This window comes from Erysipelotrichaceae bacterium 66202529, from assembly GCA_017161075.1.
GTDB lineage: Bacteria > Bacillota_I > Bacilli_A > Erysipelotrichales > Erysipelotrichaceae > Clostridium_AQ.
Window position 1 is genome coordinate 2,141,877 of sequence record CP046174.1, and the last position, 17,616, is coordinate 2,159,492.

The 17,616-nt window shown below is 46.8% G+C and carries 13 protein-coding genes, 2 rRNA genes and 1 other annotated feature; all 15 genes read left to right on the forward strand.

Annotation, left to right across the window (positions count from 1 at the left end; translation table 11 throughout):
- The first annotated feature begins 146 nt into the window (after positions 1 to 146).
- A 23S ribosomal RNA gene (locus GKZ87_10175) occupies positions 147 to 3,055 on the forward strand.
- Between the two features lie 49 nt (positions 3,056 to 3,104).
- A 5S ribosomal RNA gene (gene rrf, locus GKZ87_10180) occupies positions 3,105 to 3,218 on the forward strand.
- A 330-nt stretch (positions 3,219 to 3,548) separates the two neighbouring features.
- Positions 3,549 to 4,709: a tRNA 2-thiouridine(34) synthase MnmA gene (mnmA, locus tag GKZ87_10185; protein QSI25813.1), complete on the forward strand. Its 1,161-nt coding sequence runs from the start codon at positions 3,549 to 3,551 to the stop codon at positions 4,707 to 4,709.
- The gene (locus GKZ87_10190) at positions 4,699 to 5,400 is read left to right on the forward strand and encodes a CPBP family intramembrane metalloprotease (protein ID QSI25814.1); all 702 of its coding nucleotides are present in this window, start codon (positions 4,699 to 4,701) and stop codon (positions 5,398 to 5,400) included. The genes mnmA and GKZ87_10190 overlap by 11 nt, the downstream gene beginning before the upstream one ends.
- A gap of 21 nt (positions 5,401 to 5,421) precedes the next feature.
- Positions 5,422 to 7,593: an ATP-dependent RecD-like DNA helicase gene (locus tag GKZ87_10195; protein QSI25815.1), complete on the forward strand. Its 2,172-nt coding sequence runs from the start codon at positions 5,422 to 5,424 to the stop codon at positions 7,591 to 7,593.
- A 242-nt stretch (positions 7,594 to 7,835) separates the two neighbouring features.
- Positions 7,836 to 8,933 carry an AI-2E family transporter gene (locus tag GKZ87_10200; GenBank protein QSI25816.1) on the forward strand — a complete coding sequence of 366 codons (1,098 nt, stop codon included), beginning with the start codon at positions 7,836 to 7,838 and terminating at the stop codon, positions 8,931 to 8,933.
- Between the two features lie 44 nt (positions 8,934 to 8,977).
- Positions 8,978 to 9,174 (forward strand) — a binding site (T-box leader).
- 40 nt (positions 9,175 to 9,214) lie between these two features.
- Positions 9,215 to 11,842 (forward strand): alanine--tRNA ligase, encoded by a 2,628-nt coding sequence (alaS, locus tag GKZ87_10205; protein QSI25817.1) that lies wholly within the window; start codon positions 9,215 to 9,217, stop codon positions 11,840 to 11,842.
- A 61-nt stretch (positions 11,843 to 11,903) separates the two neighbouring features.
- Complete coding sequence (locus GKZ87_10210; GenBank protein QSI25818.1) at positions 11,904 to 12,161, forward strand: IreB family regulatory phosphoprotein; 258 nt, start codon at positions 11,904 to 11,906, stop codon at positions 12,159 to 12,161.
- Complete coding sequence (gene ruvX / locus GKZ87_10215) at positions 12,161 to 12,574, forward strand: Holliday junction resolvase RuvX (protein QSI25819.1); 414 nt, start codon at positions 12,161 to 12,163, stop codon at positions 12,572 to 12,574. Before GKZ87_10210 ends, ruvX begins: the two co-directional genes overlap by 1 nt.
- Before the next feature lie 36 nt (positions 12,575 to 12,610).
- Positions 12,611 to 12,871, forward strand: a complete 261-nt coding sequence (locus GKZ87_10220) for a DUF1292 domain-containing protein (protein QSI25820.1) — start codon at positions 12,611 to 12,613, stop codon at positions 12,869 to 12,871.
- The gene (mltG, locus tag GKZ87_10225) at positions 12,849 to 13,916 is read left to right on the forward strand and encodes an endolytic transglycosylase MltG (GenBank protein QSI25821.1); all 1,068 of its coding nucleotides are present in this window, start codon (positions 12,849 to 12,851) and stop codon (positions 13,914 to 13,916) included. Before GKZ87_10220 ends, mltG begins: the two co-directional genes overlap by 23 nt.
- 8 nt (positions 13,917 to 13,924) lie before the next feature.
- Complete coding sequence (locus tag GKZ87_10230; GenBank protein ID QSI25822.1) at positions 13,925 to 14,545, forward strand: uridine kinase; 621 nt, start codon at positions 13,925 to 13,927, stop codon at positions 14,543 to 14,545.
- A gap of 37 nt (positions 14,546 to 14,582) precedes the next feature.
- Positions 14,583 to 15,062: a transcription elongation factor GreA gene (greA, locus tag GKZ87_10235; protein ID QSI25823.1), complete on the forward strand. Its 480-nt coding sequence runs from the start codon at positions 14,583 to 14,585 to the stop codon at positions 15,060 to 15,062.
- 82 nt (positions 15,063 to 15,144) lie between these two features.
- Positions 15,145 to 15,609 carry a DUF655 domain-containing protein gene (locus GKZ87_10240; protein ID QSI25824.1) on the forward strand — a complete coding sequence of 155 codons (465 nt, stop codon included), beginning with the start codon at positions 15,145 to 15,147 and terminating at the stop codon, positions 15,607 to 15,609.
- Complete coding sequence (locus GKZ87_10245) at positions 15,606 to 17,576, forward strand: MBL fold metallo-hydrolase (GenBank protein QSI25825.1); 1,971 nt, start codon at positions 15,606 to 15,608, stop codon at positions 17,574 to 17,576. The genes GKZ87_10240 and GKZ87_10245 overlap by 4 nt, the downstream gene beginning before the upstream one ends.
- Positions 17,577 to 17,616 lie beyond the last annotated feature (40 nt).

Sequence of the window (17,616 nt, forward strand, 5' to 3'; positions counted from 1 at the left end):
GATCTTTGAAAACTGAATAACAGAAGACATATGAAGGTCTATAACGAAAGTTGTAAACGAACATAGATATTCACGAGTAGAAAGTTAAACAAAACAGAAAACTCAAGCAAAAACCTAAGCAAGAAAAGAACGCTTAAACTTAATCGTGATTAAGTGAATAAGGGCGTACGGTGGATGCCTAGGCACTTGGAACTGAAGAAGGACGCAACAAACGGCGAAACGCGACGGGGAGTGGTACGTACACAAAGATCCGTCGATATCCGAATGGGGAAACCCGGCAGCAGTAGTGAGCTGTCACCGATGAGTGAATACATAGCTCATGCGGGAGGTACCCGGAGAACTGAAACATCTAAGTATCCGGAGGAAAAGAAAATAAGAATGATTCCGTAAGTAGCGGCGAGCGAACGCGGAGGAGCCCAAACCAGATCTTGATCTGGGGTTGTAGGACCACGATATGGCAAGAGCATGGCTAAGAGAACGGCATTGAAAGGCCGACCGGAGAGGGTGCAAGTCCCGTATCTGAAAGTCTAGCGAAGCCTAGTGGTATCCTGAGTACGGCGAGACACGAGAAATCTTGTCGGAAGCAGGCGGGACCATCCGTCAAGGCTAAATATACCCAAGTGACCGATAGTGGACCAGTACCGTGAGGGAAAGGTGAAAAGAACCGCGGGAGCGGAGTGAAATAGAACCTGAAACCGTATGCTTACAAGAAGTCAGAGCCCGTTAAAGGGTGATGGCGTGCCTTTTGTAGAATGAACCGGCGAGTTACGTTATCGTGCGAGGTTAAGTAGAAGATACGGAGCCGAAGCGAAAGCGAGTCTTAATAGGGCGGCAGTACGATGATGTAGACCCGAAACCGTGTGATCTAGCCATGACCAGGTTGAAGTTCAGGTGAAACTGAATGGAGGACCGAACCGACCCCCGTTGAAAAGTTGGCGGATGAGTTGTGGCTAGGGGAGAAATTCCAATCGAACACGGATATAGCTGGTTCTCCCCGAAATAGCTTTAGGGCTAGCGTCGAGGAAGAGTCGTATGGAGGTAGAGCACTGAATGTACGATGGCCCCATCCCGGGGTACTGAGTATAATCAAACTCCGAATGCCATACAGATATACTCGGCAGTCAGACTGTGGGTGATAAGGTCCATGGTCAAAAGGGAAACAGCCCAGACCGCCAGTTAAGGTCCCAAAATGTATGCTAAGTGGAAAAGGATGTGGGGATGCACAGACAACTAGGAGGTTGGCTCAGAAGCAGCCATCCTTGAAAGAGTGCGTAACAGCTCACTAGTCGAGTGACCCTGCGCCGAAAATGTACCGGGGCTAAGCATACTACCGAAGCTGCGGATTCAACTTCAGAGTTGAGTGGTAGGGGAGCGTTGCATGCACGTAGAAGCCATACCGTAAGGAGTGGTGGAGAGCATGGAAGAGAGAATGCCGGTGTGAGTAGCGAGATGTAGGTGAGAATCCTACACACCGATAGCCCAAGGATTCCAGGGGAAGGTTCGTCCGCCCTGGGTAAGTCGGGACCTAACGCGAGGCCGAAAGGCGTAGTGGATGGAAAACAGGCAGATATTCCTGTACCCGCGATGGAAATGAAGGAATGACGGAGAAGGCTAGTGTGAGCCACTAAATGGATTGTGGTCGAAGCATATAGCAGGCTGACAGTGAAATGCGTCAGCGGGATGTAAGATGTGACAGGTAAGGGAACGCCTTCGGGCAAGTACTGAAGCACATGATGCCAGCTTCCAAGAAAAGTTTCTAGTGATAATTCCATAGCGGCCCGTACCAAAACCGACACAGGTGGGCAAGGAGAGAATCCTGAGGTGAGCGAGAGAACTGTTGCCAAGGAACTCGGCAAAATGACTCCGTAAGTTAGCGATAAGGAGTGCTCTTGTAAAAGAGAGCCGCAGTGAAGAGGCCCAAGCGACTGTTTAACTAAAACACAGCTCTCTGCAAAGTCGCAAGACGAAGTATAGGGGGTGACGCCTGCCCGGTGCTGGAAGGTTAAGAGGATTTGTCATCCGAAAGGAGAAGCAATGAATTGAAGCCCCAGTGAACGGCGGCCGTAACTATAACGGTCCTAAGGTAGCGAAATTCCTTGTCAGGTAAGTTCTGACCCGCACGAAAGGCGTAACGATTTGGGCGCTGTCTCGGCAGCAGACTCGGTGAAATCTTAGTACCTGTGAAAATGCAGGTTACCCGCAACTAGACGGAAAGACCCCATGGAGCTTTACTGTAGCCTGATATTGAATTTTGATCAAAGATGTACAGGATAGGTGGGAGGCGAAGAGACGTGTACGCCAGTATACGAGGAGCCGATGTTGGGATACCACTCTTGTTTGATTGAAGTTCTAACCTGCACCCATAAGCTGGGTGAGGGACCGTGTCAGGTGGGCAGTTTGACTGGGGCGGTCGCCTCCTAAAGAGTAACGGAGGCGCCCAAAGGTACGCTCAGATTGGATGGAAATCAATCGACGAGTGCAAATGCAGAAGCGTGCTTGACTGTGAGACAGACAAGTCGAACAGGGACGAAAGTCGGGATTAGTGATCCGGCGGTGCCGAATGGAAGGGCCGTCGCTCAACGGATAAAAGCTACCCTGGGGATAACAGGCTGATCTCGCCCAAGAGTTCACATCGACGGCGAGGTTTGGCACCTCGATGTCGGCTCATCGCATCCTGGAGCTGAATTCGGTTCCAAGGGTTGGGCTGTCCGCCCATTAAAGCGGTACGCGAGCTGGGTTCAGAACGTCGTGAGACAGTTCGGTCCCTATCTGTTGTGGGCGTTGGAGATCTGAGGAGAGCTGTCCTTAGTACGAGAGGACCGGGATGGACCTACCGCTGGTGCACCAGTTGTTCCGCCAGGAGCATAGCTGGGTAGCTAAGTAGGGAAGGGATAAGCGCTGAAAGCATCTAAGCGCGAAGCCTACTCCAAGATGAGATCTCCCATTCGTCAAACGAAGTAAGACCCCTTGAAGACGACGAGGTAGATAGGTCAGAGATGGAAGTGTAGCGATACATGGAGTTGACTGATACTAATAGGTCGAGGACTTAATCACAAAGAAACTGTCAACTGTTATTCAGTTTTGAGGGAACGACCTCAAAGAGATCTGGTGGCGATAGCGATGTGGACACACCTGTACTCATCCCGAACACAGAAGTTAAGCATATCAGCGGCGACAATATCTGGACTTGCTCCAGTGAAGATAGCACGCTGCCAGGTAAAGTGACTCATCCTTGGATGGGTCTTTTTTTAAAGATTAAGACAGATCCACTATTCTATATGATTGGGTCTTTTTTCAACAGATTATGAAAGGCTTTAGTATCCTATATGATTCTGTATATTGAAATTCGCCATATATAAGCAAATGATTGCTAAAGGTTTCTATGTATATTTATAAAAACGCACACGTATAATTATAAAAAAATACGCAGAAATTGCAGGTATACACAAACAATGGAAGAATTCCATGCTATAATAGGAGATATCGTTTTTGACTACGGATATAAACAAATAACATGGCTGGAATGTTAGAAAAGACAGGTGATGAATATGAGTCAGAAGGTATTATTGGGATTATCAGGCGGTGTGGATTCAGCGGTAGCTGCTTATCTTTTGAAAGAACAGGGATACGATGTTACCTGTGCATTCATGCGAAACTGGGATTCCTTCGCTAATAACGATATTATGGGAAATCCGACCATTCAGGATGATGTGTGTCCTCAGGAGCAGGACTATCTGGATGCAAAGGAGGTTGCGGATAGGCTGGGGCTGCCGCTGCTGCGTGTGGATTTCGTTAAGGAATACTGGGATCATGTATTTACCTATTTCCTTGATGAATACCGCAAGGGAAGGACGCCGAATCCGGATATTCTCTGTAATAAATATATTAAATTCGATGCATTCATGAATTATGCAAGAAAGCTGGGCTTTGATGTGCTGGCTACCGGACATTATGCACAGGTTGATCACAGCGGGAAAGAATCCCGTATGCTGAGAGGTGCAGACAGCAATAAGGATCAGACTTATTTTCTGTGTCAGGTATCGCAGGATGCACTGCGGCACTCTATGTTTCCTATAGGACATATGGAAAAGCATGAGGTGCGGGAAATTGCCGAACGGATGGAGCTGAACAGTGTTTCAAAGAAAAAGGACTCCACCGGAATCTGCTTTATAGGCGAACGGAATTTTAAGGAATTTCTTAAAAATTATCTGCCGAGCCAGGACGGGAATATTGTGGATATTGAAACACTGGAAACGATCGGTCGTCACGGCGGTGTCTTATACTATACGATCGGACAACGAAAGGGTCTTGGAATCGGTGGTAACCGGGGACCGTGGTTTGTGGTTGGTAAGAATGTGCAAAAGAATATTTTGTATGTCACAAACGGCAGTGAAAGTGACTGGCTATATTCCGACAGCTGTATCGTTTCCGGTGTAAATTGGTTTTCAGAGAATAAACCGCAGGGTGAGCTTGTCTGTACAGCAAAATTTCGTTACCGGCAGCCCGATAATGATGTCATTTTACGTTTTATCGACAATATGACCGTATATGTACGCTATCCGCAGCTGGTTAGCTCTGTAACAGCAGGACAAGAGGCGGTATTTTACCTAAACGAGGAATGTCTGGGCGGGGGTGTGATAGAGGATGTGTTCAAGGAAGGAATCAGTCTGCAGCATCGAATCAACAGGAGAGTGGAGCATGAAAAATAACATGAAGCATTTAGCTGTATGGCGTATGCTGATGCTGCTGGTTCATTATTTTGTAGGCTATCTGTATGTATACCGTATCATAGCAACGAAAATTACGCTGGCTGTAGACCCTGACGCAACGATTTTACTGCCCTCCGTACAGCTTGCCATTTATCTGTTTACTGCTAGTGTGGCGATGGCTCTGGCCTGGCCAAGCCTGCAAAATTCCTGGGTGCGGTTTCGGGAGCACACACAGTCCAACCTGAAAATGAGTGCCTATCTGGTTGTTGTGATTTTAGCCGTCAACATGGTGCTTTCTTTGTTGATCGGACTTCTGACACAGACCGGTAACAGTGTCAATCAGGAGGAAATCCGCAATGCAAGCACAGTGCTTCCGCTGATGACGATATTATCGACGTGTGTGTTTGCGCCGATTATTGAGGAAACAGTGTTTCGTGCCGGCGCATTTTCCTGTCTGCGGGGCAAGATGGGCTTTTGGATAGCAGCGCTGATCAGCAGCATTCTGTTTGGCTCCATCCATATCGTGGATTCGCTTCTGGCAGGAAACCTGGTGGATGTAAGCTATCTGCTGGTATATGCCGGAATCGGCATGGTACTGGCTTATGGATATGAGAAAAGCTCTTCCTGCATGGTACCCTGTGTGGTACATGCCGCAAACAATATCATATCCATGCTTTTTATGCTTTTATAATACGATTGCAGAGGTAAGCAAATGGACGAAGAAGATATCATTTTAAAGGCAAAGCATCTGCATACGATTTTTCGCAACGATTCCAATGGATATACCGTTGCGAAATTTGTTACATATGATGCCAATGAAGAGGATTTTACAGCTACCGGATATTTTGGGGAGCTGAATGAGGATGTACTATATAAGCTGCACGGTGATTATGTGGATCATCCACGCTACGGTATGCAGTTTCAGGTGACGGCGTATGAAAAAATGATGCCTAATGATGAAAGCACACTGATCCGTTATTTTTCCAGCTCTCTGTTTCCAGGAATCGGCAGACAGACGGCCAAAGCGATTGTCGATTGTCTGGGTGAGGACGCAATCGAAATCATCAAGGCAGATCATGAGGTGCTGAAGCAGGTAGGCGCCTTGAATGCAAGAAAGCGCGCTTCTATTATTCAGGGGATCATGGAGCATGAGGAGGCGGATGATTCCGTCGTATTTTTTACACGTATGGGAATCAGTGTGAAAACCATCATGAAGATGGAGGCTGCATATGGAAATGAAATGATTTCACTGGTGAAGGAAAATCCTTATCGACTGATTGAGGAAATTGACGGGATTGGATTCAAGACAGCGGATAAGCTGGCAAAGGAGCTGCAGTTTGCGGATGATCATCCTTACCGTATCAAAGCAGTGATTTTATCCTGCGTACTGGATTTGTGTATGGCAAGTGGGGATACGTATACCGGTCTGGAACAGATTCAGAAGCGGTTTCGCAAGGAATATGACGGCTCTGTCGATATAGATGCTTATCTGGAGGAGCTGCAGATGGATCGTCTGATCATGATGGAGGACGGCCGTATCTATCATCATACCCAGTACGATGCACAAAATGGAATCGCCTCCTTTCTGGCGGGCTTTCCTTACCGTGATGCAGAGGAAGAAATCAGCTTTGATCCAGAGGATATTGAGTTGATGGAACAAAAGCTTCATATCCGCTATGAAGAAAAGCAGAAGGAGGCTATTGCCACCTTTTTCAGGGAGCCCTTTCTGATTCTGACAGGAGGCCCGGGTACAGGAAAGACAACGATCGTAAAGGGGATTCTGGATTTATATCAGCGCTATTATCCGTCCGATACGATTGCGCTTTGTGCACCGACCGGAAGAGCTGCAAAGCGTCTGAGCGAGCTGAGCTCCACTGCCGCAACGACAATCCATTCCCTTCTCAAATGGGATTTGGAAACGAATACCTTTCTGGTAAATGATAAGGAGCCGATACAGGCTGATCTGTTAATTATTGATGAGTTTTCCATGGTGGATCAGTGGCTGTTCTACCATCTGCTCAGAGCATGCCGTCTGGTAAAGAAAATCGTTGTAATCGGAGATGAGGATCAGCTGCCAAGTGTAGGCTGCGGCTGTGTGCTGAAGGATCTGATTGAAAGCGCGTGCTTTCCCCTGGTGCGTCTGAATAAGATTTTCCGCCAGAGTGAGGGAAGTGATGTCGTGACACTGGCGCATCAGATTCGAGAAGGACATGCGGACATACTGGAGCATGCTAAGGATATCGCTTTTTTTGAATGTCAGAATTATGAAGTTCGTGACTTAATTTTAAGTGTCGTATCCAATGCGCTGGATAAAGGCTATGATCCGAAGGAAATCCAGGTGCTGGCGCCGATGTATGGTGGAGTGGCGGGTATCGATGCGTTAAATAATGCATTGCAGAAAATGATGAATCCCTCAGATCCGTATAAAAAAGAGCTGAAGGTCGGATACCGCCTCTTTCGTGAGCATGATAAAATACTTCAGCTGAAAAACCAGCCGGAGGATGAGGTGTATAACGGAGATATCGGAGAAATCGTAGAAATCAGCTTCCGTGACGACAATGTACATCAGAAAAACTGTATTACAGCGGATTTTGACGGTATATTTGTAGAGTACAGCGGTGAACAGATTTATAATATCACACATGCCTATGCGACTTCGATTCATAAGGCACAGGGCAGTGAATACGCAATCGTGATCATGCCAATTGTAAAGGATTACCGCTATATGCTGCAGAAGCGTCTGATCTATACCGGTGTAACGCGTGCGAAAAAAAGTCTGGTGCTGCTGGGGGAAAAAGAGGTTTTCCTGCATGCGTTGCAGGTGGAGGACCGCCATATACGAAAAAGCACACTGCAGGAGAAAATAAAGGAAATGATGGGATAAGAAGCCTGTGAGTATCCATACTATCAGTGATAGGAGTGATACTATGAACAAGTGTGTCGTTGCAGCCCTGATGGGACTGGCTGTCGGTATGTATATCGGATACAGTCAGGAGGAAGGCATTGAGGATCTCTGCCGTGAATCTAGAAGGAAAAAGAAAAAGGTTATGAAGAAAATGCATAAGACCTACGATCATTTATGTGATTGTATGGATCTGGATTAACCCCGTTGCGGGTTTTTCTTTTATGAGACTGATGCATTATCTGGATTCTCTGACCCAGCTATGCCGGAAGCTGCTTGTTCCCCTGGCTTTTGCATTACTCCTTGTTTTACTGCTGAAACAGATGCAGCTTTATGACTGGCTGGTGGATATATACAACAGCTGTCTGCCGGTTTTTATGGGTGTGGTCATTGCATTTCTGCTTCAGCCCTTGATTGACCGTCTGCAGCAGCATACTTCCAAAAAAATGGCGGTTATGCTTGTATATATTGGCATCGCACTTCTTCTGGCAGTGTTTGTGATCGGTATGATTCCCATTATCTACCGGCAGGTTATGGATTTCGCTGCAGTGCTTCCGGTATGGATGAAGCACCTGGAGGCCTTTCTTGACCGGTATCATATCGCTATCGGCAATCTGGATACCCTGAAGGAAAAATATTTACAGGAGGGGTATATTATCGTAATCGATTCCCTGCGTAATACGATGAGCACGGCAACTAATTACGGAATTGCATATATAACAGCCTTCTTTATATCGATTGATCTGGATTTCTGGAAGCGGACCGCAAAAAAGGTAATACCGAATCTTCATCAGTTTTCCACCTTTTATCTGACGATGAGCAACATCGTTTATCAGTATCTGGTAGGCACCTTTCTGGATATGCTGTTTATTGTGGTGAGTGTTGGAATTACACTGTATCTCTTAGCCTTTCCCAACGCCTTGCTGTATGCTGTCATACTTGCCTTACTGAATTTATTTCCCTATGTGGGGGCAACCTTCGGACTGATTCTGATTGCGATTGTAGGAGCATTGAGCTATCCGGTGTTTCCTTTTCTGGCCTTTGCCATCGTGTGGACGATCCAGCAGGTAGAATCCAATTTCATACAGCCGATGATTTTTAACCGGACGATGAATGTCCGCCCGATCCTCACCTTTGTTTTCATCTTTATCTCGGAAGCCTTTTTCGGTGTTGTCGGGGTGATTCTCTCTCCTATATTTGCCGCCATTGCCCAGATTGCGTTTCGCAGCTGGCTGCATGCAAAAACAAGTGACAGGGTTGGTGAATGGGAGGATATCTGGCAGGATTTTGATGAAGCGATGCAGCAGGAAGAATATGAATAAAATATTTGCACTGTGTTTTGGTTTTTGTTATAATGATTACGTTCATCAGGACGATGAAAAAGAGGAGTACATCAGGGTAGCCATTGCAGAGAGAAAGCGGCGGGTGAAAGCTTTCATGGTGAACGGTGGAAGCTGCTTTGGAGTTCTGCGCGTATCTGGCGTTAAAAGAGTAAGTGAGTGTGCCTGTGGATATATACACGGGTGAACTGGGATGGTACCGCGTATACTATACGTTCCTGGATTCGGGAGCGTTTTTTTATGCTTATAAGGAGGATACAAACATGAAACAATTAACTGGAAGTCAGATTCGTCAGATGTTTCTGGATTACTTTAAAAGCCAGGGACATATGATTGAGCCAGGAGCAAGCCTGGTGCCTCACAACGATCCAACGCTGCTTTGGATCAATGCCGGTGTTGCGGCTTTGAAAAAGTATTTTGACGGAAGTGAAAAGCCGAAGAATAACCGGATTGCGAATGCACAAAAGTCCATTCGTACCAATGATATTGAGAATGTAGGAAAGACAGCGCGTCACCATACGTTCTTTGAAATGCTTGGTAATTTTTCTATCGGTGATTATTTCAAGGAGGAGGCAATACCGTTTGCCTGGGAGTTTTTGACAAGTCCTGAATGGATTGGTTTTCCAAAGGAGAAGCTGTATGTTTCTGTATATACGGATGATGCGGATGCGTATCGTATCTGGACAGAGGTGTGTAAGGTAGATCCTTCTCACATTTTAAAAACGGACGATAATTTCTGGGAAATCGGTGAAGGGCCGGGCGGACCGGACAGTGAAATCTTCTATGACCGTGGAGAAGCGTATGACCCGCAGGGCCTGGGTGAGCGTCTGTTTTTTGAGGAGCTGGAGAATGATCGCTACATTGAGGTCTGGAATGTTGTATTCTCCCAGTTTGATTGCAAGCCGGAGCTTGACCGTAAAGAATATAAGGAGCTTCCACAGAAAAACATCGATACCGGAATGGGACTGGAGCGTCTGGTTTGTCTGGTACAGGGTGGAGAAACCAATTTCGACACGGATCTGTTTTTACCGATTATTCATGCGACGGAGCAGTATACAAGCCTGCGCTATGCGGATGCCGAAAATAAGATGGCATTTCGTGTTATTGCAGACCATATCCGTACGGTAACCTTTGCTTTGGCGGATGGTGCGCTGTTCTCCAATGAGGGTAGAGGGTATGTGCTGCGCCGTGTGCTGCGCCGCGGTGTGCGTTTTGCGAAGAAGCTGAATATTCAGGGCGCATTTATGTACAAACTGGTTCCGGTGGTCTATGATATCATGAAGGATTATTATCCGTATCTGGAAGAAAAGCTGGACTATATCGCACGGCTGGTAAAGGCGGAAGAGGAACGCTTCCATGCGACGCTGGCAGATGGTGAAAAGTTGCTGCTGCAGGTGATGGAGGAGAAAAAGGACAGTCATGTAATCGACGGAAAGACAGCATTTAAGCTGTATGATACTTATGGCTTTCCGCTGGAGCTGACGGTGGAGATTGCTCAGGAGAGTGGATACAGTATTGATAAGGATGGCTTTGATGCAGAGATGCAGCAGCAAAGAGAGCGCGCACGTGCAGCGCGTGAGGCTGCAGAATCCATGGGAAGTCAGTCCATTGATCTGATGGAATTCACCAGGGAGAGCACCTTTATCGGATATGATGTCCGGCATACCTCAGCTATGGTAATCGCTCTGTTTAAGGACGGTGTCAGGGTGGATGCCATCAGCGATGAGGGGGATGTAATCTTTGATACGACCGTATTCTATGCGGAAAGCGGTGGTCAGGTAGGTGACAGCGGTACACTTCGTGCAGAGGGTGTGCAGGCTGTTGTGAACAATACAACCAAGGCTCCGCATAAGCAGCACCTGTCCCATGTGGTTATCACAGAGGGGGAACTGCGTGTGAAGGATACAGTTACTCTGCAGGTGGATGAGCGCAAACGCGATATCATTACGAGCAATCACTCCTGTACGCATCTGCTGCAGAGTGCGCTGAAGCAGGTTGTGGGAACGCATATCCAGCAGGCAGGAAGCTTTGTCAGCGAGGAATATCTGCGCTTTGACTTTACACATTATGAAAAGGTGAATGAGGAACAGCTGAAGGAAATCGAGCAGCTTGTGAATCAGTATATCAGTGCTCATTATACAGTAAGTAAGGTGGAAATGCCGATTGAGGAAGCAAAGAAAAGCGGGGCAACAGCTTTATTCGATGAAAAATACGGGGATGTCGTCCGGGTTGTTACGATGGGGGATGTATCCAAGGAATTCTGCGGCGGCTGTCATGTGAACAATACGCAGGAAATCGGTGTCTGCAAAATCATCAGCGAAGAAAGCATCGGCTCCGGTATCCGCCGTATCACTGCAAAGACAGGCTATGATGCCTATTATGAATTTGCGAAGGAGGATGCTACGCTGCACAGTATAGCAGCTGATCTGAAGCTGAAGGGAATTTCCAAGGTGGAGGAAAAGGTAGTGCAGCTGCTGGATGAAGCTGCTCAGCTGAAAAAGGAGCTGGCAGCTTTACAGGCTTCCATGTTCGCATTGAAGGCCAATGATCTTGTTCATAAGATGCAGCCGCTCAACAACCGCCAGGTGCTGATCGAGCGTGTGGATGGAGCGGATGCGAAAGCGTTGAAGGATATTGTTTCCAATATCCGCTCACAAAAGGAAAACTGTATCGTATTCCTGGCAGCTGTCAAGGATGACAGGGTTACCTTTGTCGCTGGTGCGGATGCACTTGCAGTACAAAGCGGTATTAAGTGTGGCGATCTGGTGCGTGAGGCTGCTGTTATCTGCGGTGGAAAGGGCGGCGGACGCCCGGATATGGCGCAGTCTGGAGGAAAAGATGCTTCCAAGGTGGAGGAAGCCCTGCATTTAATCAAAAATATGCTGTCATAAGGCTTTCAATTTTGCATAAAGTAGGATAAAATAAAGGAAGAAAACAAAAGGAGGTAATACTATGAGAGATATCACGGAAACGATGTCTTTTAAATCGGATGATTTAAAAAGAGACAATATCAAGCATGTATTACGCTTAGTCAAAGAGGCATTGGATGAAAGAGGGTATAATTCGGTGAACCAGCTGGCAGGCTATCTGATCAGCAATGATCCGGCATATATTTCATCTCACAACAATGCACGTACGATCATTCAGAGTGTGGAACGCTATGAGATCATTGAGGAACTGGTAAGAGCTTACCTGGAAGAGGATAAGTAATGCGCATATTGGGACTGGATCTGGGCAGCAAGACACTGGGCGTCAGTGTCAGCGATGCACTTGGCATGATTGCACGGCCGGTGGAGACGATCCGCTTTGAAAGCGATGATTATGACGCCGCATTTGAACAGGTGCAGAAATACATAAAAGAATTTCAGGTAACAACCGCAGTGCTTGGTCTTCCGAAGCATATGAACGGCGATGTTGGCATACGCGGGGAGATTTCTGTCATGTTTAAGGAAAAGCTGGAGACTCTCGGTCTGGAGGTAGTCCTTTGGGATGAACGTCTGACTACGGTTGCGGCAGAGAAGATACTGATCTCTGCAGATGTATCACGGAAGAAACGTAAGAAGATCATTGATCAGATGGCGGCTGTACAAATTTTGCAGAGCTATCTTGACAGTAAGAACTAGGGGCTTGAAAGAGCCCCTTTATAGGAGGAAAAAACGATGTTGGATTCAAGCAGTCTGTATGTAAATGATGAAAATGGAAACGAAAAACGGATGGAGATTTTATTCACCTTTGAGGATGAGGATCACGGTAAGAAATATGTGGTGTTCCTGGATCCTGAAGAGGAGGAGGGGGAAGTATACGCTTCCGCTTATGACGATGACGGAAATCTTATTCCGGTAGAAACGGATGCGGAATGGCAGATGATTGAAGAAGTGATAGGAGCCTTCCAGGAAGATGAAGACGCAGTTGAAGAATAAAAAGGTGCTGATTGCACTCGTCAGCGTATGTATTATCGTAGCCGCTGCCCTTTCTGTTTTCGTATATTACAAAACCGGCTTGAAGGCAGCAGGCTCAAAAACAGCGGTAACCTTTACCGTGGAGCAGGGGGAAAACAGTGATATCGTGCTGAGCAGGCTGCAGGAACAAAAGCTGATACGAAACAAGACGGTGGCCAAGCTGTATATGAAATTTCATGGATTGAATGACATTAAGGCAGGAAATTTCAAGCTGGAGGCGGATTGGGATACACCGCAGATTCTGGAAGCCTTAAATGATGTGAAGCAGGCGGATGCCGGCGATATCAAAATCACGTTTAAGGAGGGCATGTGGGCAAAGGATGTTGCGGCACTGATCGAGCAGAAAACAGGTGTCAGTAAAAAAGAGCTGCTTGCTTTATGGAACGATGATGCCTATTTGAAAACATTGATAAAAAAATATTCATTTTTGAACGAGGATATTTTGAATGCTCAGTATAGGGTGAAGCTGGAGGGATATCTGTATCCGGAAACCTACAGCTTTCATAAGGATGCGACAGCGAAGGAAATCACGGAAACCTTTCTGAATCAATTTGAAGCAGCGATCAAGCCGTATGAAGCGGATATCAAAAAGAGCAATATGAGCATGCAGGAGCTGATCACCTTTGCATCGATTGTACAGTATGAGGCAAGCACAAAGACGGACATGGAAATGATCGCCGGCGTTTTTCAAAACCGTATGAAGCTGGGAATGTCCTTGGACAGCAGTGTGACCGTTTGCTATGTGCTGTATGATGATATGACATCCGGTGAGGATTGTGAGGTCAATACCCATATCGATTCTCCTTACAATACCTACAAGAATGCCGGGCTTCCCATCGGGCCGATTCTAAATCCGGGGGCGGCTGCAATCGATGCCGTTTTGCATCCCAAGGATAATGACTATTTGTATTTTGTAGCGGATATTTATGGTGATGGCAAGGTATACTATGCAAAGACGCTGCAGGAGCAGGAAGCAAATATCGATAAGTACAATCTGCGAAAATAGGTGGAGCTATGAAGAAAACAATACTGATCGGCATAGCAGGGGGAAGCGCTTCCGGAAAGACTTCCATCTCTGCGCGGCTGAAGGAGCATTATGAGGATACCAATTCGGTCGTTATCATACGGCAGGATGATTATTACAAGGATCAAAGTGATAAGTCGATGGAGGAACGCATAAAAACGAATTACGATCATCCCTTCGCTTTTGACAATGCGCTTATGGCGGCACAGCTGAAGAAGCTGCTGAATCGGCAGGTCATCTGTAAGCCGACCTATGATTTTGTCCATCATACAAGAAGCGATAAGATTGAAACCATCGAGCCCAGTGATGTCGTTGTGATTGAAGGGCTGTTTGTGCTGGAGAATGAGGAGCTGCGCAACCTGTGTGATATTAAAATATTCGTGGATACCGATGCGGATATCCGCTTTATCCGCAGGCTGCTGCGGGATGTGAATGAGCGGGGCAGAACACTGGAATCGGTTGTTGAGCAGTACACCTCTACCGTACGTGATATGCATAACCTGTTTATTGAACCAAGCAAGCGCTATGCGGATGTGATCATTCCCGAAGGCGGCCACAACGTGGTTGCCATTGATTTGCTGATTACGAAAATCAGTAGTATTATTTCATAAAACGTGCTATAATAGCGAACGAATAGGAGTTGAAACCATGGCTGATGAGAAATTTTTAGTAACCAAGGAGGGCTTGGACGAACTGCTTAAGGAGCAGGATAATCTGATTCATGTTGTACGTGATGAGGTCATCCGCGAGCTGCAGGAAGCCCGTGCTCAGGGTGACCTTAGTGAGAACGCTGATTATGATGCTGCCCGTGACCGTCAGGCACGTGTAGAAGCCAGAATCCGCGATCTGGAAGCTATGATTGCGAATGCGGAAATCATTTCCGGAGATAAGAAGTCTACAAACAAGAAAACAATCTCACTGGGATCTACCGTTACCATTCAGGATTTGTCTACGAATGAAGAGGAAACCTACACAATCGTCGGTTCCATAGAAGCAGATCCGCTGAATGGGAAGCTTTCCAATATCACACCGCTGGCAACCTCATTGATGGATCACAAGGTTGGAGATGTTGTTGAAATTGAGCTGGCAGAAGAGCCTTACCAGGTAAAAGTCATCGATTTAAAATAAGGAGAAGGAACAGAAAAAATTTTCTGTTCTTTTTTTAGGAATTTTATACCTTTTTTTCGTATAGATAAGTGGAGGTGTCTATATGAAAAAGGTAATACTTGTATTTTGTCTGCTCATATTGTTTTACGGACGCTATGAGCTGGTTGATCTTTCCAGGGTCGAGCGTAAGACAAAACAGATTGAGGTAAAAGGAGAAGTGATGCAGCCCGGAGTGTATACCGTGGATATCCATGCGGATACGGCAGCGGTGCTGCAGCTGGCAGGCGGCTTGAAAAAGGGGGCGGATGACTCCGCACTGAACAAAACACAGGATCTACCGGATCACAGTGTCCTGGTTATAGGAAAAAAAGAAGAAAAGCAGAGGATATCGATAAACAGCGCAACCTCTGAGCAGCTACAGACATTGCCTGGCATTGGCCCATCCATGGCGCAGCGTATCATAGAATATCGAAAGCAGCAGCCCTTTCATACCCTGGAGGATATTATGAAGGTGAAGAGAATCAAGGAGAAGCTGTTCGCTAAAATCAGGGAGCTGATCACCCTGTGAGGCAGAGCTGGCTGCCCTGCGGATGGTGCTGTTTAATTTTGCTTTGGGCACACTGGATTTCGTTCTGGTTTTCCCTGTTCCTTTGTTTGCTTATGTTTGTATACTATCGCAGGCATTTTGTCATACAGCCTTTGTTTATTGTGATTCTGATGCTTGTTCAGGTGCGCATGGGACTGCTTTTGCGTGCGCCCTCCATGCCACAGGATACCATTGTACAGGTGAGAGAAATCAAAACAGGGTATGTGATTGCACGGGTTGATGGACAGGATGTTCTGGTATACGGGCTGACACAGGCAGGCTACAATGATGTCCTGCAGATCAAGGGCACGTATGCGAAAACAGCTTCACTGCATAATTTTCATCAGTTCTATTTTCCCGACTGGCTGAAAAAGCGTAGAATCCATTATCAGCTGCAGGCAGAATCCTATAAGTTCATACAAAAAGGAAGTGGCTTGCGTCATGATTTATATGCGCATATCCAAGCGATGGAGGACAAGGAACAGCGTACATGGCTCAGCACTATGCTGTATGGGATACGGGATGAGGAGGCTTCGTATTTTCTTACTGCGAGCGGTCTGCATATTGCAACGCTTGCCATGCTGCTTTCCAAAATTTTACAGCTGTTTGTTTCCCAGATGAATGCATCCCTTCTGATTCTTGTGCTGTTGGGAGTATGCGGCCATGTCACTGTGTTTTCTTCCTCACTGATCCGTATTCTAATCTTTCGCAGCGTCAGCATCTGCTGTTACAAATGGAACGTGCAGGATCGTCTTGGTATCAGCATGACAGTGCTATTGCTTTTATTTCCCTATATGGCATGGGAGCTGGCTTTTCTGCTGCCGTTTGGATTTCGCATGCTGGCGATATTCAATGTGCAGAAGCGAGGCCGATACGTACAGAGTTTGCTCCTGCTGATTCCCATGCAGTTTCTCTTCTTTACCTCCTGCAATCCCTTCCAGCTGCTTTTGTTTCCCTTATTCCACTATGCCTATACCTTCCTGTATGCGTGCTGCCTTGCATCCTTACTGCTGCCGTATATTGGCTTTTCCTCCGTAATCGTACCTGCTGCGCAGGTGCTGGAGGCTGTCCAGCAATGGGGAATAACATTGTACTATACGCCGCAGCTGCTCTGGCTTTATCTCTGGATACAAAGCAGTGCGAAGCTCATCAGCTACGTGCACAGAAAGCCTGTTTTCACCCTGCTGGTGCTGTTTGTATATGCACCATTTTCCTCTTATTTGAATCCCTTTGGTGAAGTGCTGATGATCGATGTGGGGCAGGGAGATTGTACATTGATCACGCTGCCATTTCATCAGGGTGCTGTCATGATTGACATCATGGGAAGCCGCTACCGCAACATACCAAAGGAGGTCGTTGCTCCTATCGTCAAGGCCAAGGGCTATCAGAAGCTGGATGCTTTGATTCTTACGCATGATGATTTTGATCACAGCGGAGGAAAGGAGCAGCTGTTACAGGAGCTTGCGGTTGCCCGTATTATTGATACCAAGGAAACGGCAGTACCGCTGAAGGGATTTCCGCTTGCGTTTTTATTAACGGATTATCAGGGCACGGATACAAATGATAATAGCATTATTACTTATATGCAGACAGAAACGCTGAATGCTTTGTTCATGGGAGATGCGGGAAGCGATGCAGAGGAAGCACTGCTGCAGCGCTATGAGCTGCAGGATGTGCATGTGCTGAAGGCCGGTCATCATGGCAGCAGCACCTCCAGCTCGCCAGCATTTCTGCATGCACTGCAGCCGCAGCTGGCACTGATTTCTGCGGGCAGAAATAATCGTTATCATCATCCCAGTTCCGAAGTGTTACAGCGTATGCAGCAGGAGCGAATCCATCCTCTTGTCAGTGCTTGGGATGGAGTCGTCAGCATTCGCTTTACACCCTGGTTCAGCTATTATGTGAGTGCAGAGGGAACACTTGGTATTCTGGATGCTGTCTGGAGGTGAGCCTTGTGATCAGCTGGTAAACTTTTACATACGGAATGGA

Bases quoted from the DNA above. Each gene is read 5' to 3' on its own strand.
- mltG (QSI25821.1), top strand. From the start codon at position 12,849: ATGAAGACGCAGTTGAAGAATAAAAAGGTGCTGATTGCACTCGTCAGC.
- mnmA (QSI25813.1), top strand. From the start codon at position 3,549: ATGAGTCAGAAGGTATTATTGGGATTATCAGGCGGTGTGGATTCAGCG.
- GKZ87_10210 (QSI25818.1), top strand. From the start codon at position 11,904: ATGAGAGATATCACGGAAACGATGTCTTTTAAATCGGATGATTTAAAA.
- ruvX (QSI25819.1), top strand. From the start codon at position 12,161: ATGCGCATATTGGGACTGGATCTGGGCAGCAAGACACTGGGCGTCAGT.
- GKZ87_10230 (QSI25822.1), top strand. From the start codon at position 13,925: ATGAAGAAAACAATACTGATCGGCATAGCAGGGGGAAGCGCTTCCGGA.
- GKZ87_10190 (QSI25814.1), top strand. From the start codon at position 4,699: ATGAAAAATAACATGAAGCATTTAGCTGTATGGCGTATGCTGATGCTG.
- GKZ87_10220 (QSI25820.1), top strand. From the start codon at position 12,611: ATGTTGGATTCAAGCAGTCTGTATGTAAATGATGAAAATGGAAACGAA.
- GKZ87_10195 (QSI25815.1), top strand. From the start codon at position 5,422: ATGGACGAAGAAGATATCATTTTAAAGGCAAAGCATCTGCATACGATT.
- greA (QSI25823.1), top strand. From the start codon at position 14,583: ATGGCTGATGAGAAATTTTTAGTAACCAAGGAGGGCTTGGACGAACTG.
- alaS (QSI25817.1), top strand. From the start codon at position 9,215: ATGAAACAATTAACTGGAAGTCAGATTCGTCAGATGTTTCTGGATTAC.
- GKZ87_10200 (QSI25816.1), top strand. From the start codon at position 7,836: ATGAGACTGATGCATTATCTGGATTCTCTGACCCAGCTATGCCGGAAG.
- GKZ87_10240 (QSI25824.1), top strand. From the start codon at position 15,145: ATGAAAAAGGTAATACTTGTATTTTGTCTGCTCATATTGTTTTACGGA.